General features: G+C 69.1%; 20 protein-coding genes. 8 read left to right on the forward strand and 12 right to left on the reverse strand.

The genetic code is table 11. The features are described from left to right. Window positions 1-359: 359 nt before the first annotated feature. From DPV79_RS11245 to DPV79_RS11300, 12 genes are all read right to left on the reverse strand, one after another. The gene (locus DPV79_RS11245) at window positions 360-1,262 is read right to left on the reverse strand and encodes a LysR substrate-binding domain-containing protein (protein ID WP_059589599.1); all 903 of its coding nucleotides are present in this window, start codon (window positions 1,260-1,262) and stop codon (window positions 360-362) included. A 61-nt stretch (window positions 1,263-1,323) separates the two neighbouring features. Then, complete coding sequence (locus tag DPV79_RS11250; protein WP_059859364.1) at window positions 1,324-2,049, reverse strand: amino acid ABC transporter ATP-binding protein; 726 nt, start codon at window positions 2,047-2,049, stop codon at window positions 1,324-1,326. A gap of 41 nt (window positions 2,050-2,090) precedes the next feature. Beyond that, the gene (locus DPV79_RS11255; RefSeq protein ID WP_021162904.1) at window positions 2,091-2,747 is read right to left on the reverse strand and encodes an amino acid ABC transporter permease; all 657 of its coding nucleotides are present in this window, start codon (window positions 2,745-2,747) and stop codon (window positions 2,091-2,093) included. Continuing rightward, window positions 2,744-3,508, reverse strand: coding sequence for an amino acid ABC transporter permease (locus DPV79_RS11260; protein ID WP_048022465.1), 765 nt, complete (start codon window positions 3,506-3,508; stop codon window positions 2,744-2,746). Before DPV79_RS11260 ends, DPV79_RS11255 begins: the two co-directional genes overlap by 4 nt. Window positions 3,509-3,551: 43 nt before the next feature. After that, entirely contained in the window at window positions 3,552-4,370 is an 819-nt protein-coding gene (locus tag DPV79_RS11265) for a transporter substrate-binding domain-containing protein (RefSeq protein WP_021162906.1), read from the reverse strand. Window positions 4,371-4,410: 40 nt separating this feature from the next. Then, complete coding sequence (locus DPV79_RS11270; RefSeq protein WP_113045452.1) at window positions 4,411-5,484, reverse strand: ABC transporter ATP-binding protein; 1,074 nt, start codon at window positions 5,482-5,484, stop codon at window positions 4,411-4,413. A gap of 40 nt (window positions 5,485-5,524) precedes the next feature. Continuing rightward, complete coding sequence (locus tag DPV79_RS11275) at window positions 5,525-6,367, reverse strand: ABC transporter permease (protein WP_021162908.1); 843 nt, start codon at window positions 6,365-6,367, stop codon at window positions 5,525-5,527. Then, a complete protein-coding gene (locus DPV79_RS11280; protein ID WP_244321737.1) occupies window positions 6,364-7,287 on the reverse strand; it encodes an ABC transporter permease in 924 nt (307 codons plus the stop codon). The genes DPV79_RS11275 and DPV79_RS11280 overlap by 4 nt, the downstream gene beginning before the upstream one ends. A gap of 4 nt (window positions 7,288-7,291) precedes the next feature. Beyond that, window positions 7,292-8,389, reverse strand: a complete 1,098-nt coding sequence (locus tag DPV79_RS11285) for an ABC transporter substrate-binding protein (RefSeq protein WP_113045454.1) — start codon at window positions 8,387-8,389, stop codon at window positions 7,292-7,294. A gap of 150 nt (window positions 8,390-8,539) precedes the next feature. Then, window positions 8,540-10,012 carry an aldehyde dehydrogenase family protein gene (locus tag DPV79_RS11290; protein WP_021162911.1) on the reverse strand — a complete coding sequence of 491 codons (1,473 nt, stop codon included), beginning with the start codon at window positions 10,010-10,012 and terminating at the stop codon, window positions 8,540-8,542. After that, a complete protein-coding gene (locus DPV79_RS11295) occupies window positions 10,009-11,703 on the reverse strand; it encodes a 5-guanidino-2-oxopentanoate decarboxylase (protein ID WP_113045455.1) in 1,695 nt (564 codons plus the stop codon). Before DPV79_RS11295 ends, DPV79_RS11290 begins: the two co-directional genes overlap by 4 nt. Window positions 11,704-11,933: 230 nt before the next feature. Next, entirely contained in the window at window positions 11,934-12,869 is a 936-nt protein-coding gene (locus DPV79_RS11300) for a LysR family transcriptional regulator (RefSeq protein WP_113045456.1), read from the reverse strand. Window positions 12,870-12,996: 127 nt separating this feature from the next. On the opposite strand from DPV79_RS11300, the gene DPV79_RS11305 reads away from it, so the two are divergent. The 8 genes from DPV79_RS11305 (at window position 12,997) to DPV79_RS11340 (ending at window position 23,984) form a co-directional block, all read left to right on the forward strand. Continuing rightward, window positions 12,997-13,641 (forward strand): glutathione S-transferase family protein, encoded by a 645-nt coding sequence (locus DPV79_RS11305; protein WP_113045457.1) that lies wholly within the window; start codon window positions 12,997-12,999, stop codon window positions 13,639-13,641. A 36-nt stretch (window positions 13,642-13,677) separates the two neighbouring features. Then, window positions 13,678-15,798 carry a pyridoxamine 5'-phosphate oxidase family protein gene (locus tag DPV79_RS11310; RefSeq protein WP_113045496.1) on the forward strand — a complete coding sequence of 707 codons (2,121 nt, stop codon included), beginning with the start codon at window positions 13,678-13,680 and terminating at the stop codon, window positions 15,796-15,798. Between the two features lie 123 nt (window positions 15,799-15,921). Further along, window positions 15,922-16,125 (forward strand): DUF2970 domain-containing protein, encoded by a 204-nt coding sequence (locus DPV79_RS11315; protein ID WP_021164122.1) that lies wholly within the window; start codon window positions 15,922-15,924, stop codon window positions 16,123-16,125. A 625-nt stretch (window positions 16,126-16,750) separates the two neighbouring features. Beyond that, window positions 16,751-18,982 (forward strand): TonB-dependent siderophore receptor, encoded by a 2,232-nt coding sequence (locus DPV79_RS11320; protein WP_113045458.1) that lies wholly within the window; start codon window positions 16,751-16,753, stop codon window positions 18,980-18,982. Window positions 18,983-19,041: 59 nt separating this feature from the next. After that, window positions 19,042-19,674 carry a nicotinamide riboside transporter PnuC gene (pnuC, locus tag DPV79_RS11325; RefSeq protein WP_021157393.1) on the forward strand — a complete coding sequence of 211 codons (633 nt, stop codon included), beginning with the start codon at window positions 19,042-19,044 and terminating at the stop codon, window positions 19,672-19,674. Window positions 19,675-19,710: 36 nt separating this feature from the next. Continuing rightward, window positions 19,711-20,901 carry a phosphotransferase enzyme family protein gene (locus tag DPV79_RS11330; protein WP_113045459.1) on the forward strand — a complete coding sequence of 397 codons (1,191 nt, stop codon included), beginning with the start codon at window positions 19,711-19,713 and terminating at the stop codon, window positions 20,899-20,901. A gap of 250 nt (window positions 20,902-21,151) precedes the next feature. Beyond that, window positions 21,152-22,474 (forward strand): TolC family protein, encoded by a 1,323-nt coding sequence (locus tag DPV79_RS11335; protein ID WP_113045460.1) that lies wholly within the window; start codon window positions 21,152-21,154, stop codon window positions 22,472-22,474. A 34-nt stretch (window positions 22,475-22,508) separates the two neighbouring features. Then, the gene (locus DPV79_RS11340) at window positions 22,509-23,984 is read left to right on the forward strand and encodes an efflux RND transporter periplasmic adaptor subunit (RefSeq protein ID WP_113045461.1); all 1,476 of its coding nucleotides are present in this window, start codon (window positions 22,509-22,511) and stop codon (window positions 23,982-23,984) included. Window positions 23,985-24,072 lie beyond the last annotated feature (88 nt).

Raw genomic sequence — 24,072 nt, forward strand, 5'->3', positions numbered from 1 at the left:
GCCGCTGCCGACCCGCCAGCACGTCGCCGACACGAATCGACGGTGTGGTTCCCGATGAAATTGCGGCAGCTTACATTTCAAACTCCTTGATTGATTTAATGAGTCGGAGAATTGAAGTGCTTCGGCAAACGAAGGTCGGCGAATTGCCATGAAAAGTTTAGTGGATAAGCCGAAAATAAAATATCGAAATTTTTGGATTTAATAATCCCGTTTATTCACGGTTGCGGAGCGGTTCGAAAGCGAACTGGAAGCGAAGGGAAATCGCTGCCTGCCGGCATTGCGCGGGCCGGATCCGGGCGGGCGCGCCGGGCGGCCGTATGCGGTACGCAAGCGCTTGCGTGCCGTGCCGATGAGCCGGCTCACGCGCGCCGATTGAAAACGGAGGTCTGGCGCTCGCGTTCGCCCGTGATCCAGTCGCCGAACAGCTGGATCTTCTGCTGCTGCTCGGCGCCGCCCGGATACACGAAGTAATAGCCCATCCCGGTCGGCATCGACACGTCGAACGGCGTCACGAGCCGGTGCGCCGCCACGCTTTCGTCGACGAGCGTCCGGTCGCCGATCGCGATGCCGTAGCCGTCGATCGCCGCGTGGGTGGCGAGGTCGAGCGTCTCGAAGCTCAATCCGCGCGTCGAGTCGACGTGCGGTGCGCCCGCATGGTCGAGCCACCGTTTCCAGTCGCGGTGATCGCGGGTCGGATGCAGCAGCGTATGGTTGGCCAGGTCGTCGACGCTTGCGAGCGGATGCCGGTTCAGCAGGTCCGGCGAGCATACCGGCGTGAGCCGCTCTTCGAACAGCGGGATCGCATACATGTCGGGGCCGGCGCCGGGGGCGTAGATCACCGCGGCGTCGAACGGCTCCATGCGGAAATCGACGTGATGGCCCCAGGTCGTCGTGATCTGCACCTGGAGTTCCGGGTGCTCGGACTGAAACCGCATGATCCGCGGCAACATCCACTGCATCATGCAGGTCGGCACCTTCAGCGCGAGCTCGGTGCGCCGGCGCGACAGGCGCATCGATACCTCTTCGATGCGCGCAAAGCTCTCGCGCACCGTCGGTAACAGCAGCTCGCCTTCCGCCGTCAGCGTCAGTCCCTTTGGCGTGCGCTTGAATAGCGGGAACTGGTAGAACGCCTCCAGCGCGAGGACCTGCCGGCTCACCGCACCCTGCGTCAGGCACAGCTGCTCTGCGGCGCGCGTGAAGCTGCCGTGGCGGGCGACGATGTCGAAGATCTGCAGCGCGTTGAGGGAAGGCAGTCGTTTCATCGGAAAGGCCGGCATGGAACGGGCGATCGGAAGGGGCGGGTGCGGCGCGTCGCGGCAGCGTTCAGTGCAGGATCTTCGCGAGGAAGTCCTTCGCGCGTTCCGATTTCGGATGCGAGAAGAAATCGTCCTTGCGGTCGTCCTCGACGATCGCGCCCTTGTCCATGAAGATCACGCGATGCGCGACCTTCTTCGCGAAGCCCATCTCGTGCGTGACGACCATCATCGTCATCCCTTCCTGCGCGAGTTCGACCATCACGTCGAGCACTTCGTTGATCATCTCGGGGTCGAGCGCGGACGTCGGCTCGTCGAACAGCATCGCGATCGGGTCCATCGACAGCGCGCGCGCGATCGCGACACGCTGCTGCTGGCCGCCCGACAGCTGGCCCGGGAACTTGTGCGCATGCGCCTTCAGGCCGACCCGATCGAGCAGCTTCAGGCCCTTCTCGTTCGCTTCGTCCTTGCCGCGGCCGAGCACCTTGATCTGCGCGAGCGTCAGGTTCTCGGTGATCGACAGGTGCGGGAACAGCTCGAAATGCTGGAACACCATCCCGACCTTCGAGCGCAGCTTCGACAGGTTCGTCTTCTTGTCGCCGACCGACTGGCCGTTCACGAGGATCTCGCCCTGCTGGAACGGCTCGAGGCCGTTCACGGTCTTGATCAGCGTCGACTTGCCCGAGCCCGACGGGCCGCACACGACGACCACTTCGCCTTTCCTGACCTCGGTCGTGCAGTCGGTGAGGACCTGAAACGGGCCGTACCACTTCGAAACGTTGCTGATGGAAATCATGGGGGATACCTGCATCGTAATGAGGCGCGCGCGGCGCCGGTTCAGCGTGCCTTCGCGACGCGGTAGCGGCGTTCGAGCACGCGGGCGTACCACGTCAACGGGAAGCACATCGCGAAGTAGAGCAGCGCGACCATCGCGTAGATCGGAAACGGCTTGAACACCGCATTGGTGATGATGTTGCCGGTCTTCGTGAGTTCGGTCAGCCCGATGATCGACGTCAGCGCCGTGCTCTTCACCGCCTGCACGAGAAAGCCGACGGTCGGCGGCAGCGCGATTTTCCATGCCTGCGGCCACACCGCGTAACGGAGTTGTTGCGTCCACGTCATGCCGAGGCTGGCCGCCGCACTCCACTGGCCGCGCGGCACGGCGTCGACGCAGCCGCGCCAGATGTCGGCCAGGTACGCGCTCGCGTTCAACGTCAATACGACCGATGCGGCGGTCCACGGCGTTACGTCGATGCCGATCAGCGGCAGTCCGAAGAAACCGAGGAACAGCTGCATCAGCAACGGCGTGCCCTGAAACAGCTCGACGTACAGGCTCACGAAGCGGCGCAGCGCCGGCACCGGCGAGATGCGCATCGCGAGCAGCGCGAACCCGGCGACGCTGCCGCCGACGAACGTGATCAGCGACAGCAGCATGGTCCAGCGCGCGGCCAGCAGCAGGTTCCACGCAATATCCTGGAAGGTGAATTCGATCATCGGGCACGCTCCGTCGGGAGGCCGGTTTCGGGGGAGCGCGCGCGCCACGTAAAGCGGGCAACGCACGAGCGGCGCGGTGCGGCGGCCGCACCGTGCGGCGCGCGGCCCGCGAACAGACGGCGGCCGACGCGATTGAGCAGCATGCGCAGCGCGATCGACAGCAGCAGGTAGATCGCAGTCACGACGATGTAGATCTCGAACGCACGGAAATTGCGCGACTGGATGAAGTTCGCCGCATAGGTCAGGTCGGGCACCGAGATCTGCGACACGACGGCCGAACCGAGCATCACGATCAGCACCTGCCCGAGCAGCGCGGGGTACACGTTCGCGAGCGCCTGCGGCAGCACGACCTGACCGAACACCTGCCGGCCGTGCAGCCCGAGCGCACGTGCGGCCTGCGTTTGCCCGTGCGGAACCGATTCGATGCCGGCCCGCAGGATCTCGACCGCATACGCGCCCAGGTTGACCGTCATCGCCAGCACGGCCGCCTGCGCTTCGTCGATGTGCACGCCGATCCCGGGCAGCCCGAAGAAGATGAAGAACAGTTGCACCAGGAACGGCGTATTGCGGATCAGCTCGACGTAGGCCGCGACCAGCGCGCGTGCCCAGCGCGGGCCGGCGAGCGCGGCCCACGCGCCGGCGGTGCCGATCAGGCCGCCGAGCGCGGTGGAGGCCGCGGTGAGGCCGAGCGTCACGCCGATCCCGCGCGCGAGCATGCCGGCGTAGAGGCCGAAATCGCTGAAGTCGAACACGTAGGTCATAACGATACCTTCCGTCGTGAATGCGGGGCGGGCGCGACGCGCATCACAGGTCGGCCGGCAGTGCCGCGTGCAGCCACTTCTGCGACAGGGTGTTCAGCGTGCCGCTTTTCTTCGCGCCGGCGATCGCGTCATTGACCTTCTGCATCAGGCGCGGCTCGTTCTTGTTCAGGCCGACGTGATCGGGCGAGCTGAACAGCGAGAACTTCTGCTCCGGATCGATCGACGGATGGCGCGCGATGATCGTCGCGCCGACGTCGTTGCCGATCACGAGCAGTTGCGCCTGCCCCGACAGGAACGCCGCGATCGCGCCGTTGGGATCGTCGAAGCGCTTGATCGTCGCGTTCGGCGGCGCGACCTTGCTCACGCTCAGGTCCTCGAGCGTGCCGCGCGCGACCGCGACCGACTTGCCGGCGAGATCGGCGGTGCCTTTCACGGCGAGCGATTTCGGGCCGAATACCGCGAGATAGTACGGCGCATACGCGTTCGAGAAATCGATCACCTTCGCGCGCTCCGGCGTCTGGCCGACCGACAGCAGCATGTCGGTCTTGCGGTCGGCGAGATACGCCATCCGGTTGTCGCCGGTGACCTGCACGAGCTCGACTTTCGCGTTGAGCGCCTTGCCGATCAGCGCCGCCATGTCGATGTCGTAACCTTGCGGCTTCATGTCGGGGCCGATCGAGCCGAACGGCGGGTAGTCCTCGAACACGCCGATGCGCACGACGCCGGATTTCGCGATCGTGTCGAGTGCGTCGGCATGTGCGAGCGGCGCGATGGCGGCGAGACCCGCCGCGCAGGTGCAGACGAGGGCGGTGCGGGCGAGCAGGCGTCGCACGAGACGGTGGGCTTGGGTCGATGCGTTCATGATGGAGTCCTTGTTGCTGCGCTGGGGAAAGAACCGGAAATCAGGCGCCGCGTGCGGCGATCAGCTTGCATGCATGCGCGGGTAGCTCGGCGGCGACCGGCATGCCGACGTGCAGGTCGGGCGTTTCGCGTGGCGTCGTCGCTGCCGTCAGCGTGAAGCCGCGGCAATCGATCGTCGCCTCGATCGACGCGCCGACGTCGCGCACGAACGTGACCGTGCCGGCGAGCGTGTTCGGCGCGGACGGCGAGACCGAGGCCGCGCGCACGCACACGTCCTCGGGGCGAATCAGCAGGCGCACGGCGTCGTCCGCGCGCGGCGCGTCGGGCGCGCGCCGGATCGCGAGCCGTTGTCCGCCCGGCAGCACGATCGCGTCGTCGCCGTCGCACGCGACCGGCAGGATGTTGCCGAGGCCGATGAAATCCGCGACGAATTCGTTGACCGGATCGCGATAGATGTCGAGCGGCCGGCCGACCTGCTGGATGCGGCCTTTCTCCATTACGACGATCTCGTCGGCCATCGTCATCGCTTCGCGCTGGTCGTGCGTGACCATGATCGTCGTGATGCCGAGCCGTTGCTGGAGCAGCCGGATCTCGACCTGCATCGCCTCGCGCAGCTTCGCGTCGAGCGCCGACAGCGGCTCGTCGAGCAGCAGCAGGCGCGGAGACGAAGCGATCGCGCGTGCGATTGCGACGCGCTGGCGCTGCCCGCCCGACAGCTGCGTGACGAGCCGGTCGGCCAGGTGCGGAAGCTGGATGAGTTCCAGCAGCTCCGCGACACGCTGCGTTTGAGCCGTCCTGGCCGTCTTGCGCAGCCGCAGCGGATACGCAATGTTCTGCGCGACCGTCATGTGCGGGAACAGCGCGAGCGACTGGAACACCATGCCGAAGTCGCGCCGGTTGGCCGGCACGTGCGTGAGGTCGCGGCCGGCGAACGTGATCGTGCCCGACGTCGGCGTCTCGAGGCCGGCGATGATCCGCATCAGCGTGGTCTTGCCGCAGCCCGACGGGCCGAGAAAGCAGACGAGCTTGCCGTCCGGCACGGACAGGTCGACGTGATCCACGGCATACGCGTGGTGGAAGCGCTTCGTCACGTTCTGAAGGGTGAGCTGGGTCATGGGGAGTCCTTGGATGGGCGAGGGCGGAGTCGTGCGCGTATCAGAGCGCGACGCCCTTGTCGCCGACGAGTTTTTCGAGCATCCAGATCAGCGCGAAATCGATCGCGACGGTGAACACCGCGAAACAGAACACGGTCGGGTCGAGCGACGACACGGTGCGGCTGTAGAGCCAGACCGGCAGCGTCATCGTGTCGACGCTGTACAGGAAGAACGTCACCGTGAACTCGTTGAACGACACGATGAACGCGAACAGCATGCCGGCGAGGACGCCCGGCCGCATCAGCGGCAGGACGACATCGACGAACGCGCGGCGCGGGCTCGCGCCCATCAGGCACGCGGCTTCCTCGAATTCCGGGCCGATCGACGCGACCGATGCCGCGCAGTTCTTCACGGTAAACGGCAGCGTCAGGATCACGTGCGCGACGACGAGCCGCACGAGCCCGAGTTCGACCGGCAGCGCGTTGAACACGAGCAGCAGCGCGAGGCCGAGCATGACGAGCGGATAGACGATCGGCAGCGCGACGAGCTGCTCGACGAACGTCTTGCCGCGGAAGCGATAACGCGACAGCGCGTAGGCGGCGGGTACCGAAACCGCAGTCGCGACCAGCATCGTCGCGATCGCGACGACGAGGCTCGTCGTCAACGCGGCACCCATCGATTGCGCACTGCCGGCATCGGCGGTCACGAAGGTCTGCCAGGCGGCGCGGTACCAGTGCAGGCTGAAATCGCGCGGCGGGAATTCGAGCGTGCCCGACGAGCCGAACGACATCGTGATCATCGTCACGATCGGCAGTGCGGCGAGGCACAGCACGAGCGTCGCGAGGGTGCCGGTCGCGCGGCTCAGACGGCCGGGCAGCGGTGCTCGCGGCAGAAGGGCATTCATCGGTTCACCTCGTCACGTTGCAGGGCGCGCACGAGGCGCTGGGAAACCGCCATCACGACGAGCGTCGCGCCCATCAGCACGACACCCGAGGCCGACGCGGCCGGCCAGTTCAGCAGCGGCGCGACCTGGTCATGCACGAGCACCGCGAGCATCGGCACGCGCCGGCCGCCGAGCAGCAGCGGCACCGCGAAGGCACTCGCGTTGTAGGCGAACACGAGCAGCGCGCCCGATACGAGCCCCGGCATCGCGAGCGGCAGCGTCACGTGCCGCAGCGTCTGCCAGCGCGTCGCGCCGAGCGTCGCGGCGGCTTCGTCGTACGCGCGGGACACGGCACGCAGCGCGCTCGACAGCGGCAGCACGGCGAGCGGGAATGCGGTCTGGATCAGCCCGAGCAGCACGCCGTGTTCGCGGTACAGCAGCTGCAGTGGCCGTTCGATGACGCCGGCCGCCAGCAGCGAGCGGTTGAGCAGGCCCGCCGGGCCGAGCATCACGAGCCAGCCGTAACCCTGCAGCAGCAGGTTGACGAGCAGCGGCAGCAGCACGCCGGCAAGCATGAGCCGCCGCGCGAGCCGCGATTCGGCGCGCGCCATCGCCAGCGCGACCGGGATCGCGAGCAGCACCGCGCATACCATGCTCTGGAACGCGAGGCGCAGCGTGAGCCACAGCGAGTGCATGAAGTACGGGTCGGCGAGATCGGCGTAGTTCTGCAGCGTGAACGTGCGCCATTCGTCGCCCGGCGTACCGATGCTCATCCGCAGCACGGTGAGCGTTGCCGCCGCGAGCACCGCGAGGAATGCGAGGATCGGCGCAAGCAGCAGCCACGCCGGCACGCCGGGCCGCGCGGCAGCGGCGGCCGAAGCGCCGCCGGCCGGGCCGGCGGCGACGGGTTCCGCGTGACGGGAGGAAGGCAGCGAGGCCATGTCGTCAGGCCGCGAAGAGGCTGGTATAGCGCTTGATCCACGCCGGCTGAACGACGGCGAGCGCCTTGTCGTCGTGGAGGATGGCCTTCTCCGCGATCTGCTGCGGCGACGGCACGAATGCGCGGCTTTCCGCCGGGATCACGGCCTTCGAATTCACCGGCCCGTTCAGCACGTCCGCCGCCATCCGGCCCTGCACGCCCGCGTCGAGCGTGTGGTTGATGAACGCATGGATCAGGTCGAGGTCGCCCGGGTGCGCTTTCGGAATCACCGTGAACATCAGTTGCGTCGCGAAGCCTTCCTTCATCCCGTACGTCACGCCCATCTTGTAGTCGGGCTTGCGGATCTGGTCCGGGAAGAACGCGGGCGAATAGATGCCGCCGATGTCGAGCGAGCCGGTGCGGAACAGGTCGGCGACCTGGTTCGGGTTTTCGCCGAGCGTCATCACACGATCCTTGAGCGCCGCGAGCTTGCGGAAGCCCGGCTCGATGTTCTGCTGCGAACCGCCGGCCAGCTTCGCGGCGACGATCGCGAGATCGACCGCCTCGGCCCACTCCGGCGGCGGAAGAAACAGGCGCCCCGCATATTTCGGATCCCACAGCGCTTCGTAGCTCGCCGGTGCGGTCTTGACGGTCGACGTGTTGTAGATCAGCCCGTCCGACCACAGCAGGTAGCCGACACCGAACCCGTTTGCGCCCGTGCGGTACTGCGGTGCGACGTCCTTCAGGTTCGGCAGCCGGTTCAGGTCCGGCTTCGCGAGCAGGCCTGCATCGGCGAGGCCGGCCGCACCGACGCCGGCCAGCGTGATCACGTCGTAGGTCGGCCGATCGCCGGCGGCCTTGACCTTCGCGACCATGCCCGACGTGCCGTCCGCGCGGTCGGCGATCACGCGTGCGCCGGTCTGCTTGCTGAACGTTTCCGCGATGTTGCGCAGCGCGGCCGCACCGGTATCGTCAGACCACGTGAGGATGCGCAGCGTCTTGCCTGCGAAGCTGCTCGTCTGTGCCTTCGCAGTACTGATGAACGGCATCGGAAGAGCGGATGCGGCGAGTGCCGTGCCGAGGGTTTTGATCACCTGCCTTCTGCCCGCCTTGAAGTGTTGCATGGCCGTCTCCTGATGAACGATGCCGGGTGGTTCGATGCCGGTCGCCGAACGGCGGCGCGGGGTGTGGATGAACTGTAGGGAGGTCAAATTTCCGCAACAAACGAAATATCCGCATGCGCGGCATGACATAAACGCATGGGCCGGACGGCCTCAGCGGGCCGGCATCATGACCTGCTTGATCTCCTGGAATGCGGCCAGCCCGAACGGGCCGAGCTCGCGTCCGACGCTGCTGCGCTTGTAGCCGCCCCATGAGGTTTGCGGATAGATCAGTTGCGGCGTGTTGATCCACACGACGCCTGCTTCGAGCGCGTCGGCGACCCGCTTGCCGCGTGCCGCGTCGCGCGTGACGACGGTCGCGACGAGCCCGTATTCGGTATCGTTGGCGGCCGCGATCGCGTCGTACTCGGTATCGAACGTGCGGACGCACAGCACCGGCCCGAAGATTTCGTCGCGCCATAGCGGGCTGTCGGCCGGCACGTCGGCGAACAGCGCGGGCCGGATGAAGTAACCGGGGCCCGCGGGCACGTCGCCGCCCGTCACGAGCCGCGCGCCGTCGGCGCGGCCTTGCGCGATGTGGCGCTTCACGCGTTCGTATTGCGCGCGGTTCGTCAGCGGGCCCATCTGCACGCCCGGCGCGAACGGCGGGCCGACGACGGTCGCGTCGATCCGCCGCGCGAGGCGTGCGATCAGGTCGTCGGCGAGCGGCGCGGCGACGAGCACGCGCGAGGTCGCCGAACACATCTGCCCCGCGTTGAACAGGCCGCCGCCCGCGATCAGTTCGACCGCGTGGTCGGGATCGGCGTCGTCGAACACGACGATCGACGACTTGCCGCCGAGTTCGAGGCCGACGCCCTTGATCGTGTCCGCGGCCGTTTTCATGACCTGCGCGCCGACCGCCGTGCTGCCGGTAAACGACACCTTCGCGACGAGCGGATGCGCGCACAGCCGGGCACCGACGTCGGGGCCGGTGCCCGTCACGACGTTCAGCACGCCTGGCGGCAGGCCCGCTGCGGCGGCGATTGCGACGAGTTCGAGTTCCGGCAGCGGCGTGATCTCGGACGGCTTCAGCACGACGGTACAGCCGGCCGCGAGCGCGGGCGCGAGCTTCCACGCGGTCGTCACCATCGGGAAATTCCACGGCACGATCAGCGCGGCGACGCCGGCCGGTTCGCGCCGGATCCATGCGCGATGGTCGTCGCCGGGCAGCGCGACCTCGGTTTCGCCGTCGGTGTCGATGCGTTCCGCGAGGCTGGCGTAGTAGTCGAACGTGGCGATCACGTCGGCGACGTCGATCTCCGCTTCGGCGAACGGCTTGCCGTTATTGAACGACTGCAGCGTCGCGAGCCGTGTGCGGTGCGTGTCGACGCCGCGCGCGATCGCGCGGAGCAGGGCCGCGCGCGCGGCACCCGTCGTGCGTTTCCAGCCGGGAAACGCGCGGGCTGCGGCCTGGACGGCGCGCTCGACGTCCGCGCTGCCGCCGGCAGCCACATGCGCGAGGACCGCTTCAGTCGACGGATCGACGATCGGCAACGTGGCGCCGTCGGCGCCGGACCCCCACGCGCCGGCGATGAAAAGCCCGGTACGCAGCGGCGGATCAAAGTGGAAATCGGGGGCCTGACTCATCGCTGCACCTGCTCGAACCATGTCGCTTCGTCGATCTCGATTACGGTCGGGATCGCGCGCGCGACGGCGTCGCGCAACGTGGCCGCCAGTGCGTCGGGCGTCGCGGCCGCGTGCGCCGCGCAGCCGAAGCCGCGCGCGAGCGCCAGGAAATCGGGCGTGTACGGATCGACGCCGATCGGCGTGATGTCGCGCGCGACCATGTATTTGCGGATCTCGCCGTAGCCGCGGTTGTTCCAGACGATCACGATCACCGGCACGCGGGCCTCGACCGCGCTCGCGAGCTCCGGCAACGTGAACTGCAGGCCGCCGTCGCCGATCAGGCAGACGACCGGGCGTGCGGGCGCGGCGAGTTTCGCGCCGATCGCGGCGGGCAGCCCGTAGCCGAGCGTGCCGTAGCCGGTAGACGAGTTGAACCAGCTGCGCGGTGCGTGCGCGTCGTGGGTGAAATTACCGACGTACACGGGGCTCGTCGAATCGCCGGCGACGATGACGCCAGGCAGCGCCGCGACGATCGTGTCGATCAGCCGCGCCTGCGCGCGCGCCGGGCCGTCGTGGCCCGACGCGATCGCGGCGCGCACGGCGGCCACGCGCGCCGCGCCCCAGCCGGCTTCGGGGGGCGTCGTCGGTTTTTCGTGCAGGCGGGTCGACAGCGCGCCGAGCGCCAGCCGCGAATCGCCGGCGATGGCGATCTCCGCGCGGGCATTGCGCATCAGCTGCTGCGCATCGATGTCGATGCGAATCAGCCGGCCATCGATCGCGAAGCCGCCGTCGAACGTGACGTCGTAATCCGTTTCGCCGAGCTCGGTGCCGACGGCGAGCACCACGTCGGCGTCGCGGATCGTCGCGCGGGTGGCGGGCAGCGATTGCGTGGAGCCGATCAGCAACGGATGGCCGGCCGGCAGCAGACCCTTCGCGTTGATCGTCAGCGCGACCGGCGCGTGCAGGCGTTCGGCGAGCTCGCGCAATTCGGCCGCCGCATGCACGGCGCCGCCGCCCGCCAGGATCAGCGGCCGGCGCGCATGGGCGAGCAGGTCCGCGGCCGCCGCGAGCGCGCCGGCGTCCGGTGCGGGGCGGGCGGGCAGCGCGGGTGGCGCGGCGGGCAGCGCGGGCGCCGGCATCACGATCACGTCGAGCGGAATCTCGATGTGCACGGGCCGCGGCCGTGCGCTTTCGAAGACCGCGAACGCGCGCGCGAGCACCTGCGGCAGGTCGGCCGCGTCGAGCAGCGTGTGCGAGAACGCGGTGAGTCCCGCGAAGACTTCACGCTGCGACGGCAGCTCGTGCAGGCGGCCGTCGCCGCCGCCGAGCTCGCGCCGAGCGTTGACGCTCGAGATCACCAGCATCGGGATCGAATCCGCGTAGGCCTGTGCCATCGCGGTCGCGATATTGGTCATGCCCGGCCCGGTGATGATGAAGCAGACGCCCGGCCGGCCCGTGACGCGCGCGTGGCCGTCGGCCATGAAGCCGGCCCCCTGTTCGTGGCGCGGCGTCACATGGCGGATCGACGACTCGGCGAGCCCGCGATACAGCTCGACGGTATGCACGCCGGGAATGCCGAACACGCATTCGACGCCATAACGTTCGAGCAGGTCGACGAGTGCTTCGCCGCAGGTGCGGGGACGGGCAAGGAACGGTGCCGGCGCGGCCGTGCGGGCCTCGGCGATGCAGGAGAGGGAGACTGGATGGTTCATGGATCGTGACGTGCCGATTGGGAGGGGGAGTGGCCCGTACCGCAAACGAGGGGGCATGCAGCGGATTGTCGGCGTCGATCCGGGGCGCCAACAATCGATTAGTTTTCATGCCGCGCATGAGCGCGTTGCATGGCGATGCGTGGTCGCGAGGATGTCGCGATACATCGGAGGAATGGAATGCGCGGGCCGGCAACGGCGCGGCGCGCAGCAGCAACGGAATTCGGCGTGCGCTAGCGTTCGCGTTTCGTCTTGCGTGCCGGCCGCGTGTCGTCGATCCTCTGCTTCATCGCATCAATGAACGCCCGCACCTTCGGTGAAGGCAGCCGCGTCGACGGATACACCGCGTGAATCCCGGCCGGCGCCGAGCGCCACGCGGGCAGCAGCCGCACGAGCCGGCCGGCCGCGACGTCGTCGTCGGTCGAAAAGTCCGTCAGCAGCCCGAAGCCGCCGCCCGCGAGCACGATCGCCCGGCACGCGGTGGCGGTGTTCGACACGACGTGCGCGACACAGCGCACCGAAGCGGTGCCGCCGTTCGCGTCTTCGAGTTCGAGCGTATGCGGGCGCGGCAGCGTCGACAGCATCACGAACGGCAGCGCGGCGAGCGCATCGGTATCCTGCGGCCGCCCGTGGCGCGCGACGAACGCGGGGCTCGCGACCAGCCATTTCTCGTAGGTGCCGAGCTGCACCGCGCGATAGTTCGAATCGGGGAGGCGGCCGATGCGGATCGCGACGTCGAGGTTGTCCGCGACGAGATCGACGACGCGGTCGTTCGCGACGAGTTCGACGTCGAGGCCCGGATGCCGGTCGCGCAACGCGACGACGGCAGGCGCGACGACCAGCGCGCCGTAGTCGATCGGCACGCTCACGCGCAGCGTGCCGCGCAGCGGCCCCGCGTCGGACGACACCGCGTCGAGCGCGCTTTCGGCGGCGCGCACGATGTCGCGGCACGCGTCGTAGAACGCCCGCCCGGCGTCGGTCACGCTCAGCCGCCGCGTGGTGCGCACCAGCAGGTTCGCGCCGACCTCGGATTCGAGGCGCTGCATGTGCGTGCTGACGACCGTCTTCGCCAGGCCGAGCCGCTCGGCCGCGGCCGTCAGCGAGCCGGCGTCGACCACCGCGACGAAGACCGCCAGCCGGTTCAGGTTCACGTCGCGCAGATCGGCCATCGTCGATTGTCCTATGGGAGCGGATAATGTTTCCGCGATTATCCGTCTTCTGGCGACGAACGGCGAGCGCTACGCTGCAGGTGTTCGTCGCCGATCCCCGGCGGCGCGAGATTCCGGAGTGTTTTCCATGTCTGCCGTCCGCAAGCCTGCTTCGCCGATTCGCGTCTACTCGTTCCTGCTGTCCGGGCATGCGCATCGCGTCCGGTTGTTCCTGTCGCTGCTCGGCCTGCCTTCGCAGACCGTCGACGTCGATCTCGCGGCCGGCGCACAGCGCGAGCCGGCGTTCCTCGCGCTCAATCCGCTCGGGCAGGTGCCCGTGATCGACGACGGCGGCACGGTGATCGCCGATTCGAACGCGATCCTCGTGTACCTCGCGAAGCGCTACGGCGACGCGCACTGGCTGCCCGACGACCCGGCCAGCGCGGCCGTCGTGCAGCGCTGGCTCTCGTATGCGGCGGGGCCGATCGCAGCGGGGCCGGCTGCCGCGCGGCTCGTGACCGTGTTCGGCGCGAAGCTCGACCACGAAGCGGCCAAGCATACGGCCGCGAAAGTGCTCGACGTGATCGATCGCGAGCTGGCCGGCAAGCCTTTCGCGGCCGGTGCGCAGCCGACGATTGCGGACGTTGCCGCGTACTCGTACATCGCGCACGCGCCGGAAGGCGGCGTGTCGCTCGAACCGTATCCGCACGTGCGTGCGTGGCTGGCACGCGTCGAGGCGCTGCCGGGCTTCGTTGCGATGCCGACGACACGCGCCGGCCTGCTTGCCGCGTAACGCCCACCGACGCCGCGCCTGCCCATGGAGAACGCGATGAACACCCCGACCGCCGTCGTACCGGGCTGGGAACTCGATACCGCGCCGTTTCACGCGGGAGAGCTTGCCGTGCAGCAGCGCGCGGGCGTGACGGAGGCCGCGGGTTCGGCCGGCCGGCGCGGGATCCGGCGTTTCATGCCGGACCAGCACCGGACGTTTTTCGCGCAACTGCCGTTCTTCGTGCTGGGCGGCGTCGATGCGAACGGCCAGCCGTGGGCGACGCTGCGGGCCGGCGCGCCGGGGTTCGTGACGTCGCCGGACCCGCGTACGCTGCGCATCGCGGCGCACGCGTTGCCGGGCGATCCGCTGGACGGCGCGTGGCAGCCGGGGGCGCCGCTCGGCGGGCTCGGGATCGAATTCGATACGCGGCGGCGCAATCGTGTCAACGGCGTCGTGCGCGCGGTCGACGGCGATGCGCTGACGATCGCGGTCGAGCAGAGCTTCGGCAACTGCGCGAAGTACATCCAGGGACGCAAGCCGACGTTCGTCGCCCGGGAAGCCGGCGCGTCCGCCGGGCCTGACGTATCGGACGCGTTGAACGACGCCGATCGAGCGCTGCTTGCGCAGGCCGATACGTTCTTCGTCGCGAGCGCGAACACGTCGACCGACGCGGGCGCTGCGCGTGGCGCGGACGTGTCGCATCGCGGCGGGATGCCGGGCTTCGTGCGCGTCGACGATGCGCACACGCTGACGACGCCGGATTTCAGCGGCAACCGCTTCTTCAACACGCTCGGCAACCTGCAGCACGATCCGCGCGCGGGGCTGCTGTTCGTCGATTTCGACAACGGCGACCTGCTGGTTGTGGCCGCGCGCGCCGAGATCGTGTGGGACGGGCCGCTCGTCGCGTCGTTCGACGGCGCGCAGCGGGTCGTGCGGTTCCATGTGCGGGAAGTGCGGCGCATGCGCGCGGTGCTGCCGTTCCGGTGGTCGGCGGTCGAACGTGCGCCGCAGTTCGCGGCGATGGCGGCAGGCGCGGGTGCGGCGGGCGGGTTGGTGCAGACTTCAACCGCATCGGTCACCGCACCCGCATCAGAATCACTATCGGCATCGGCATCGGCATCGGCATCGGCATCGGCATCGGCATCGGCATCGGCACCCGCATGGCGGCCGCTGCGCATCGCGAAGATCGTCGACGAAGCGCGCGCGATTCGCTCGTTCCATTTCGAACCGGTGGACGGCGGCGCATTGCCCGCCTACGAAGCCGGGCAGCACCTGACGCTGCGGGTCGCGCTGCCGGGAAGCGACGCGCCGACGATTCGCAGCTACACGCTCTCCGATGCGCCGGGCGGCACGCATTACCGGATCACCGTGAAGCGCGAAGGGCGCGTGTCGGCGTGGCTGCACGATCACGCGCAGGCGGGCATGACGCTCGACGCGCAGATGCCGCGCGGGCATTTCACGTTCGATCTCGCGAGCCCGCGCCCGGCCGTGCTCGTGTCGGCCGGCATCGGCATCACGCCGATGATCGCGATGCTGCGCCGCGCGCTGGCGGACGATCGGCCATCGCGCCGCGTGGTGTTCGTGCATGGCGCGCGCGACGCGGCCGACCGGCCGTTCGCGGCGGAGCTGGCACGCATCGCGGCCGCCGACGCACGGCTGTCGCTCCACTGGTTCGACAGCCATCCTCACGATGGCTCGGCAGCGCAGGCAGGCCGCATCGACATCGCGCAACTGAAGCGGCTCCTGACGTTCGACGATTACGACTTCTACCTGTGCGGGCCGTCGGCGTTCATGCGCGACCTGTACGACGGGCTGCGCGCGCTGAACGTGCCGGACGAACGCATCCGCTTCGAGGCGTTCGGGCCGTCGAGCGTGGCACGCAGCGCGACCCGCACGACCGGGGCGCCGGTCGCGAGCGTGCCGGTGGTATTCCGGCGCACGGGCCGCGATGCCGCATGGACGCCCGCCGACGGCACGTTGCTGGAATTCGCGGAAGGGCAGCGCGTGGCCGTGCCGTCCGAATGCCGCTCCGGGTCGTGCGGCACGTGCGCGACGCGCGTGCTGTCCGGCGCGGTCGACTACGAGCAGGCGCCCGACGCGCCGGTCGAACCCGGCTGCGCGCTGCTGTGCGTCGCGCGGCCCGCGCAAGGGTCGGAGCCGCTCGTGCTCGACCGCTGACGTGCCCTGCGACATGCGGCCGCAGACGGCCTGCTGCGCGAAAAGCGCGCGCAACTGCTTCTTTTTTCGGATGCCGATCGGATCGACGATAGCGTCAACCGATTCGATGAAAGGAGCACAACCATGAAACTGCTCGGCATGATCAAGCTGGTCCTGTGGAGTTTCTTCGGCGTACGCAACAGCAAGGCGCACGCGGCCGATCTCGCGAACGTCAACTACACGTTGCTGCCGTTCGTGGCGATCGTGCTCGCGCTGCTCGTCGGCGCGGTGATCTACGGCGTCGTGCACCTGGTCGTCGACCCGACCGCGACGATGCAGGGATTCTGACCGGCCGCCGAATCGCGAGCGGGCGAACGTTCCCGCTCCGGTTTCCGGCCGCTTGACCGGCGCGCGACGGTGCCGGTCATCGAGGTGGCCGCGCACGACGCCAGTCATGCGCACATCGGCACCGTCGCCGTGCCGCGCGAATCGCGCGGTTCCCGTTCCCGCCTTCCCCGCCCATCCGATTCACTCGATTCACCCGATTCGCCCGATTCCAAGGCAGCCCGCCCCGCCCGGGGTAAAATGCGCGCCGCGCCGCGATGTCGTGCGCGACGGGCACGCCGCCGTTCCAGCGAACGGCGCGCACCAGACCGTCGCGCCCGTACCGGGGCGTTCGAAGCGTCCCCCCGCATGACAAGACCGCGCGATGCAGCCGGCCGCCCGACACGCCCCGACGAACCAGTCGACGGCAGCGTCGGTTCCCGGTGCGTCACCTGAATCCGATGTCCCATCCTGCGTCTTCCCGACCGAGCGGCCCGCTTGCGTGCCGGATCGTCTGGTTCGCCCGGTTCGTCTGACGAATGTCGTGCCGGCGCGTGCGTCCGGCGGAGGCAGACCCGGTCTCGGGCACGCTTCGTAGCTTCCTAACGGGTTTCGACAGGGTCGAGTGGCGAGTTTTCCATCCAGAGCAATGACGGTGAATAGAACAACAGTGTCGCCCGCACGGCGGCGGCGCGCGAAGGTCGGGCTTGGTGTCGGCATCGGCATCACGCTTTTCGCGGCCCAGGCCGCCGCGGCGCAGGGCGACACGCCGGCGCCGGACGCCGGCGCGGCCGGCAGCGCGACGCTGCCGACGATCACGGTGAGCGGCGAGCGCGGCAACGCGCTGCGCGCACGCACGGCATCCGTCGCGGGGCTCGACGACGCACCGCTGCGCGATACGCCGGCGTCGGTGAGCGTCGTCACGCGCGCGCAGCTCGACGACCAGCAGGCGAAGCGGCTGAGCGACGTCGTGCGCAACGACGCGTCGGTCGTCAACGACTATGCGCCGGTCGGTTATTTCGAAGGTTTTGCGATCCGCGGCTTTCCGGTCGATCTCGCGAGCGCGATCCGGATCGACGGGCTGACGGTGTCCGGCGAGCAGAACGTGCCGCTCGAGAACAAGGAGCGCGTCGAGATCCTGAAGGGGCTTGCCGGCATCGACAGCGGCGTCGTCGCGCCCGGCGGGGTGATCAACTTCGTGACGAAGCGCTCGGCGAACGTCGCGAGCGTGACGGGTGGCGTCGACAGCCGCGGCTCGACGTCGGCGGCCGTCGATCTCGGCCGCCGCTTCGGCCCCGACAATCAGTTCGGTTTCCGGATCAATGCCGCGAAGGAGAACATGCACTCCTACATCGACGGCACGAACGGACGGCGCACGTTCGGCTCGATCGCCGCCGACTGGGACATCAGCCCGCGCGCGAGCCTGCAGATCAATGCCGAATTCCAGCAGTGGATCCAGCGTTCCGCACCCGGCTACCAGCTGCTCGGCGGCACCGTCGTGCCGTCAGTCAAGACCACGTCGAAGGCGCTCGGCACGCAGCCGTGGGCGAAACCGGTGACGACCGACGCGCTGAACCTGAACGCGCGCTTCGACTACCAGTTCAACGACGACTGGAAGGCGTATATCGCCGCCGGCCGCAGCCGCACGATGATCGACGACAACAGCGCGTTCGCGTACGGCTGCTCGTATGCGGCGAGCTGCACGGCCGGCGCGACGTCGCCGTTCTTCTTCGGCGCGAACGGCGACTACGACGTGTACGACTTCCGCAGCCCCGGCGAATACCGGCGCAACGACGATCTGCGCGCGGTCACGACCGGCAAGTTCGCGACGGGGCCGCTGCGGCACGAGCTGACGCTCGGCGTGAGCGTGCAGCGCCGTGTCGTGCACATGGCGACGGCCGTGTACGACTATGTCGGCAGCGAGAACATCTACGGACCCGACGTCACGTTCGCACCGTCGCCGAATACGCCCGGGCCGTCTTATCCGCAGCTCGATTCGTGGCAGTACGGCGTGTTCGGGCTCGACCGCATCAGCATCGGCGAACACTGGCAGGTGCTCGCGGGCGGCAAGGAGGTGCTGCTGCGCCAGCGCAGCTGGAGCAGCCTCGACGGCGATGCGACGCACACCGACCGCTCGGTGTTCCTGCCGCAGGTCGCGCTCGTCTACAAGCCGGTGAACGTGCTGTCGCTGTACGCGTCGTACAGCAAGGCGCTGTCGCTCGGGGACCAGGCGCCCGTGCGCGCGACCAACGCGTATGCGTTCCTGCCGCCCGTCGAATCGCACCAGTTCGAGGTCGGCGCGAAATACGACTGGCTCGACCGGCTGAGCCTCACGGCCGCCGTGTTCTCGATCAGCAAGCCGTTCCAGTTCGCCGATCCGGACGCATCGGGCACGACCTACACGTTCGTGCAGCGCGGCACGCAGCGGCACCAGGGGATCCAGCTCGGCGCGGCCGGGCGCGTGACCGAGCGTCTGGGGCTGACGGCCAGCGTCGCGGCGATTCGTGCGCGCGCGTACGATTCGGGTTCGCCGGCCTACGAAGGGCACCAGGTCATCAACGTGCCCGCGCTGCGCGCGTCGCTGTATGCGGACTACGCGGTGCCGGGCGTGGCCGGGCTGAACGTGCTGGGCGGCGTCGAGTACAGCGCGGCCCGCAACGCGAACGAGGAGGGCACCGCGCAGGTGCCGGCGTGGTTCGTGTTCAATCTCGGCGCGCGTTATACGACGAAGATCGGCGGCCATCGCACGGTGTTGCGCGTGTCGGTGGACAACCTGTTCAACAAGTTCTACTGGCGCGATGCGGGCGAGCAGCAGGGCGATGCGTACCTGTTCCCGGGTGCGCCGCGCACCGCCCGCGTGTCGTTGACCTATGATTTCTGACCGTCCGGAACCGGCCGCGTGACCCGCAGCCCCGGCAGCTAACCTGGAGAGCACAGACGATGTCCCCACTCGAAATCGCCGGCGTGATCGTCAGCGCGCTCGCGATCTGGCTGACCGCGAAGCGGCGCATGCTGTGCTGGCCGGTCGGGCTCGTGTCGGTCGCGTTGTACGGCTGGATCTTCTTCGACGCGAAGCTGTATTCGGACATGCTGCTGCAAGGCGCGTTCGCGGTACTGCAGGTGTACGGCTGGCAACGCTGGCTCGCGCAGCGCGCGAGCGAGGCTGACGGCAATGCGGCGCCGGCAGGCGATGTCGCGCCCGTCACGGGCGTGCGGCCGATGCAGATGCTGCCCGACCTTATCGCGGCCGTCGTCGGCAGCGCGTTGCTCGGCGGCATGATGGCGCGCTGGACCGATGCGGCGCTGCCGTTCGTCGATGCCTCGCTGACCGCGTTCAGCCTCGTCGCGCAATACTGGACCGCGCGGCGCTACATCGCATCGTGGGGGCTGTGGATCGTCGTGAACGTCGTGTATGTCGGGATGTTCGTGTTCAAGGAACTGTATCTGACGGCCGGCCTCTACGCGCTGTTCATCGGGCTGGCCGTCGTCGGCTGGCGCGACTGGAGCCGCACGGCCGCGGCGCTGCGCGCGGCGGCCGGCGGTGCGCTGGCAACGGGCGGCGGCGCGCGCTGATTCACGCGCCGATTCAACTACGGAGCAACGTCGTTCATGTCATTCCCACTCGAGCCGGACGGCGCCCTGCCGCGTGACGTCGCGCCGCCGCAATTCGGTGTCGACGGCGAGCAGGCCGAACGCGACTGGCCGCTGATGACGCACGACGAGGTGGCGGCGGTGCTCGCGCGCATCGACGGCGCCGGCGAGCCCGAGCGGCTCACGTGGCACAGCCCGCGACAGTTCGCGGCGGCGGTGCTCGTGCGGATGGCGGACGGGCGCGGGCTGTTCGTCAAGCGTCATCACGCGAGCCTGCGCGATGTCGCGGGGCTCGAGGAAGAGCATCGCTTCATCGCGCACCTGCGCGAACGCGGCATGCCGGTGGTCGACGTGCTCGCGGATCGCAACGGTGCGACCGCATTCGCGTCCGGCGACTGGATCTACGAAGTGCATGTGCTCGCGCCCGGCGTCGACCCGTATCGCGGCGTGATGTCGTGGCAGCCGTTCACGCATGCGTCGCACGCGTACGCGGCCGGCCGCGCGCTGGCCGAGCTGCATCGCGCGTCGGCCGGCTACGATGCGCCGGCGCGGCCCGTGCGCACGCTGCTGTCGAGCTTCCGCGTGCTGTCGTCCGACGATCTGGCGGGCGCGCTCGAACGCTGGGTCGAGGCGCAGCCGCTGCTCGTGCGCGCACTCGGCGCGCGCGACTGGCGCGGCGACGTGGCCGACGCGATCGGCCCGTATCACGCGCGCCTCGTGCCGCTGCTGCCCGCGCTGCCGCCGCTGTGGACGCACGGCGACTGGCACGCGTCGAACCTGTTGTGGACCGAGGCGGGGCCCGGCGCGCAGGTGCGGACGGTGCTCGATTTCGGTTTGTCGGATCGCACGTGCGCCGTCATGGACCTCGCGCTCGCGATCGAGCGCAATACGGTCGACTGGATGGCGCCGGCCGACGCGCGCCGCGTCGAGTACGCGCAGATCGACGCGCTGCTCGACGGGTATGAGTCACTCGAACCGCTGGGCGACGAAGCCTATGCGGCGCTGGTCGCGATGCTGCCGATCGTGCATACGGAGTTCGCGCTGTCGGAAGTGGCTTATTTCGGCTGCATCATCGATGCGCCGGCCATCGTCGATATCGCATACGACGGGTACCTGATCGGGCACGCGCGGTGGTTCGGTGAGCGCGACGGGCGGCAGTTGCTCGACTGGCTCGTGCAGCGCCGGCGCGCGAAGCAAGGGACAGCCTGATTCGCGTGCCGGGGTTTCGGCGCACGCGCGCCGATTCCCCGATCCTCCGACCCTCCGCAGTCTTCCTCGCAGCCGTCGCGCTGCACGTTCACCCGATCCTCCTGATCGTCCACGCGGAATGCCATTCCCGCAGGGCACAGCACGCTCGCGCGCGGCCGCCCCCAAGATGACGGAAATGTCATCTTCGTCTCATGTTCGCACTGCGGCCGGACCGTAGCATCGGTCGCGAACCGTTACCGCAGAACCGAACATGCTCAAGCTCAACCTCGCCGTGGCCGTCGTCTTCGCGGTGGCTGCGACGGCTCATGCGCAGCCGTCGCTGTCGCCGGGGCCGGCTCCGGCAGCCTCCGGCGGCGCCGCGCCGATCGCCGCACCGCAACCCGACGCACGCCCTTCCACCTCGTTGACGCTTGCCGATGCGCTCGCGGCCGCGGCCCGGAACAATCCGGCGCTGCGCGGCGCGCGTGCGGACGTCGATGCATCCGCGGGCGCGCTGATGCAGGCTGGTGCGCGCCCCAATCCGGAAGTGTCGTTCCTGCAGGAAAGCTTCCGTCGCGCCGAACGCACGTCGACCGTGCTGCTGAACCAGACGATCGAACTCGGCGGCAAGCGCGGCGCGCGGCTCGACGTCGCGTCGTACGGCAGGGAAGCGGCCAATGCGTCTCTCGACGAACAGGGCGCCGTCGTGCGCGCCGACGTGATCGCCGCGTTCTACGGGCTGCTCGCCGCGCAGCGCCAGCTTCAGGTCACCGAGGAATCGGCCGCGATCGCCGCACGCTCCGCGGATCTCGCGAGCCGCCGTGCACAGGCCGGCAAGGTGTCGCCGGTCGAGGCGACCAAGGCGCACGTGGCGGCGGCCGGCGTGCAGATCGAAGTCGTGACGGCGCGCGGCCGTGTCGAGGTCGCACGCGAGAAGCTGAACGCGGTGATGGGCGAGGCGCGCGACGGCCGGCTGGCGGTGCTCGGCGACCTCGAAGCCGTGCCGCCGGTCGAGTCGCTGCCCGCGCTCACCGCGCAACTCGACGACGCGCCGCTCGCGCGGATCGCGCGCGCCGAGATGCTGCGCTCGAACGCGGCCGTATCGCTCGAACGCGCGCGGCGCATTCCGGACGTGACGATCAGCGCGGGCGTGAAACGCGTGACCACGGGCGGCGTGCCGGACAACCAGGCCGTGGTCGGCGTGTCGATCCCGATTCCGCTGTTCAACACGAACAAGGGCGCGCTGCTCGAGGCGACGCACAAGGCCGTGCGGGCGAACGCCGATCTCGATCGCGAACGCACGCGCCTGCGGCTGGAGCTCACGCAGGCCTACGCGAATTTCGAAGCCGCCGCGCAGGAAGCGCAGCGACTGAAGGACGACATCCTGCCGGCCGCGCGCGTCGCGCTCGACGCGATGTCGCGCGGCTACGAACTCGGGAAGTTCAGCTTCCTCGACGTGCTCGACGCGCAGCGCACGCTGTTCCAGGGCCAGTCGCAATACGTGCGCGCGCTCGCCGACGCCCATACCGCGCGTGCCGACATCGGCCGGCTCGTCGGTACGCCGCTTGCACCGCTTGTGTCTGTCACGCAATAGCGCAACAGACGCCTCCATTACCTGAAGGATCATCATGTCACGCAGCAGAATCCTGATCATCGCGGCGGTCGTGCTCGGCACCGCCGGGATCGTCCTCGGCGCACTCGGCGTCACGCGCAACGGCGGCGGCAACGACACGTCCGCGTCGGCGGCGCCCGAATCCGCTTCATCCGCCGAAGCCGCCGGCGAGCGCGGCGGCATCGTGCTCAGGCGCGGCAAGCTGTCCGTCGAAATCGTGATGACGGAGAAGCCCGGCGACGCGCGCCTCGTCGTGTATCCGTTCGTCGACGGCAAGCCGGCCGGCAAGGGCGTCACCGTGTCCGGCACGCTGGTCCGCTACGACCGCACGCACGAGCCGTTGCGTTTCGATGCGGCCGGCCAGAAGTTCGTGTCCGCGCAGTCGATCGCCAAGCCGCACGTGTTCGATGCGACGATCGACGTGAAGGCGGGCAATGACGCCGCCTCGTTCCCGTTCGCACGCGCCGACGGCGCGATCGCGTTGACCGACGCGCAGCTGGCGACCTCGAAGATCGCGCTCGCGAAGGCCGGCCCCGCGCAGATCGCGACACCGTTCCAGCTCCCTGGCGAGATCAAGTTCAACGAGGATCGCACCGCGCACGTGGTGCCGCGCGTGGCCGGCATCGTCGAGCAGGTGTCGGTGTCGCTCGGGCAGAACGTCGCGAAGGGGCAGGTGCTGGCCGTGATCGCGAGCACCGATCTTGCCGACCGGCGCAGCGAGTTGCTGACGGCCGAACGCCGGTTGTCGGGCGCACGCGCGACCTACGAGCGCGAACGCACGCTGTGGCAGGAGCGTATTTCGGCCGAGCAGGACTACCAGCAGGCGCAGGTGCAGTTGCGCGAAGCCGAGATCGCCGTGCAGAACGCGCGGCAGAAGCTCGCCGCGCTGAATGCGCCCGCCGGCGCGGGCGCGCTGAACCGCTACGAACTGCGTGCGCCGTTCGCGGGCACGATCGTCGAGAAGCATGCGACGCCCGGCGAAGCGATCGCCGCCGATGCCAGCATGTTCGTGATCTCCGACCTGTCGACGGTATGGGCCGAGATGGCCGTGCCGGCGCAGCGGCTCAACGACGTGCGGGTGGGCCGCGACGCGACGGTCGTCGCGACCGCGTTCGAATCGCGTTCGAGCGGCCCGATCGCGTACGTGGGTTCGCTGCTCGGCGAACAGACGCGCACCGCGCCCGCGCGCGTCGTGCTGCCGAACCCGGACGGCGTGTGGCGGCCCGGGATGTTCGTGAACGTGTCGGTCGACGCGGGCAAGCAGGGCGTGCCGCTCGCGGTCGCGAGCGACGCGCTGCAGGACGTCGACGGCGCACCGTCCGTTTTCGTGCGTTCTCCGAAGGGCTTCGTCGCGCAGGCCGTCGAGACGGGGCGGCGCGACGAACGTGCGACCGAAGTGCTGAAGGGGCTGAAGCCGGGCCAGGAATACGCGGCGTCGAACAGCTTCGTGCTGAAGGCCGAACTCGGCAAGGGGAGCGCGGAACATGAATGAGCAGCACGTGTGCGCCGTGGTGCGAAGCACGGCCCGGTCTGCGGCCCGGTTCGCGGCCCGGTCTGCGGCCAGATTTCCGGCCCGCCGG

The sequence above is a fragment of the Burkholderia reimsis genome (genome assembly GCF_003294055.1).
Lineage (GTDB): Bacteria > Pseudomonadota > Gammaproteobacteria > Burkholderiales > Burkholderiaceae > Burkholderia > Burkholderia cepacia.

Excerpts from the sequence above, each read along its gene's own strand:
- DPV79_RS11275 (WP_021162908.1), bottom strand. The coding sequence starts at position 6,367 with ATGAATGCCCTTCTGCCGCGAGCACCGCTGCCCGGCCGTCTGAGCCGC.
- DPV79_RS11270 (WP_113045452.1), bottom strand. The coding sequence starts at position 5,484 with ATGACCCAGCTCACCCTTCAGAACGTGACGAAGCGCTTCCACCACGCG.
- DPV79_RS11280 (WP_244321737.1), bottom strand. The coding sequence starts at position 7,287 with ATGGCCTCGCTGCCTTCCTCCCGTCACGCGGAACCCGTCGCCGCCGGC.
- DPV79_RS11340 (WP_113045461.1), top strand. The coding sequence starts at position 22,509 with ATGTCACGCAGCAGAATCCTGATCATCGCGGCGGTCGTGCTCGGCACC.
- DPV79_RS11290 (WP_021162911.1), bottom strand. The coding sequence starts at position 10,012 with ATGAGTCAGGCCCCCGATTTCCACTTTGATCCGCCGCTGCGTACCGGG.
- DPV79_RS11250 (WP_059859364.1), bottom strand. The coding sequence starts at position 2,049 with ATGATTTCCATCAGCAACGTTTCGAAGTGGTACGGCCCGTTTCAGGTC.
- pnuC (WP_021157393.1), top strand. The coding sequence starts at position 19,042 with ATGTCCCCACTCGAAATCGCCGGCGTGATCGTCAGCGCGCTCGCGATC.
- DPV79_RS11295 (WP_113045455.1), bottom strand. The coding sequence starts at position 11,703 with ATGAACCATCCAGTCTCCCTCTCCTGCATCGCCGAGGCCCGCACGGCC.
- DPV79_RS11245 (WP_059589599.1), bottom strand. The coding sequence starts at position 1,262 with ATGAAACGACTGCCTTCCCTCAACGCGCTGCAGATCTTCGACATCGTC.
- DPV79_RS11320 (WP_113045458.1), top strand. The coding sequence starts at position 16,751 with ATGACGGTGAATAGAACAACAGTGTCGCCCGCACGGCGGCGGCGCGCG.
- DPV79_RS11255 (WP_021162904.1), bottom strand. The coding sequence starts at position 2,747 with ATGATCGAATTCACCTTCCAGGATATTGCGTGGAACCTGCTGCTGGCC.
- DPV79_RS11285 (WP_113045454.1), bottom strand. The coding sequence starts at position 8,389 with ATGCAACACTTCAAGGCGGGCAGAAGGCAGGTGATCAAAACCCTCGGC.
- DPV79_RS11330 (WP_113045459.1), top strand. The coding sequence starts at position 19,711 with ATGTCATTCCCACTCGAGCCGGACGGCGCCCTGCCGCGTGACGTCGCG.
- DPV79_RS11315 (WP_021164122.1), top strand. The coding sequence starts at position 15,922 with ATGAAACTGCTCGGCATGATCAAGCTGGTCCTGTGGAGTTTCTTCGGC.
- DPV79_RS11265 (WP_021162906.1), bottom strand. The coding sequence starts at position 4,370 with ATGAACGCATCGACCCAAGCCCACCGTCTCGTGCGACGCCTGCTCGCC.
- DPV79_RS11310 (WP_113045496.1), top strand. The coding sequence starts at position 13,678 with ATGAACACCCCGACCGCCGTCGTACCGGGCTGGGAACTCGATACCGCG.
- DPV79_RS11305 (WP_113045457.1), top strand. The coding sequence starts at position 12,997 with ATGTCTGCCGTCCGCAAGCCTGCTTCGCCGATTCGCGTCTACTCGTTC.
- DPV79_RS11335 (WP_113045460.1), top strand. The coding sequence starts at position 21,152 with ATGCTCAAGCTCAACCTCGCCGTGGCCGTCGTCTTCGCGGTGGCTGCG.
- DPV79_RS11260 (WP_048022465.1), bottom strand. The coding sequence starts at position 3,508 with ATGACCTACGTGTTCGACTTCAGCGATTTCGGCCTCTACGCCGGCATG.
- DPV79_RS11300 (WP_113045456.1), bottom strand. The coding sequence starts at position 12,869 with ATGGCCGATCTGCGCGACGTGAACCTGAACCGGCTGGCGGTCTTCGTC.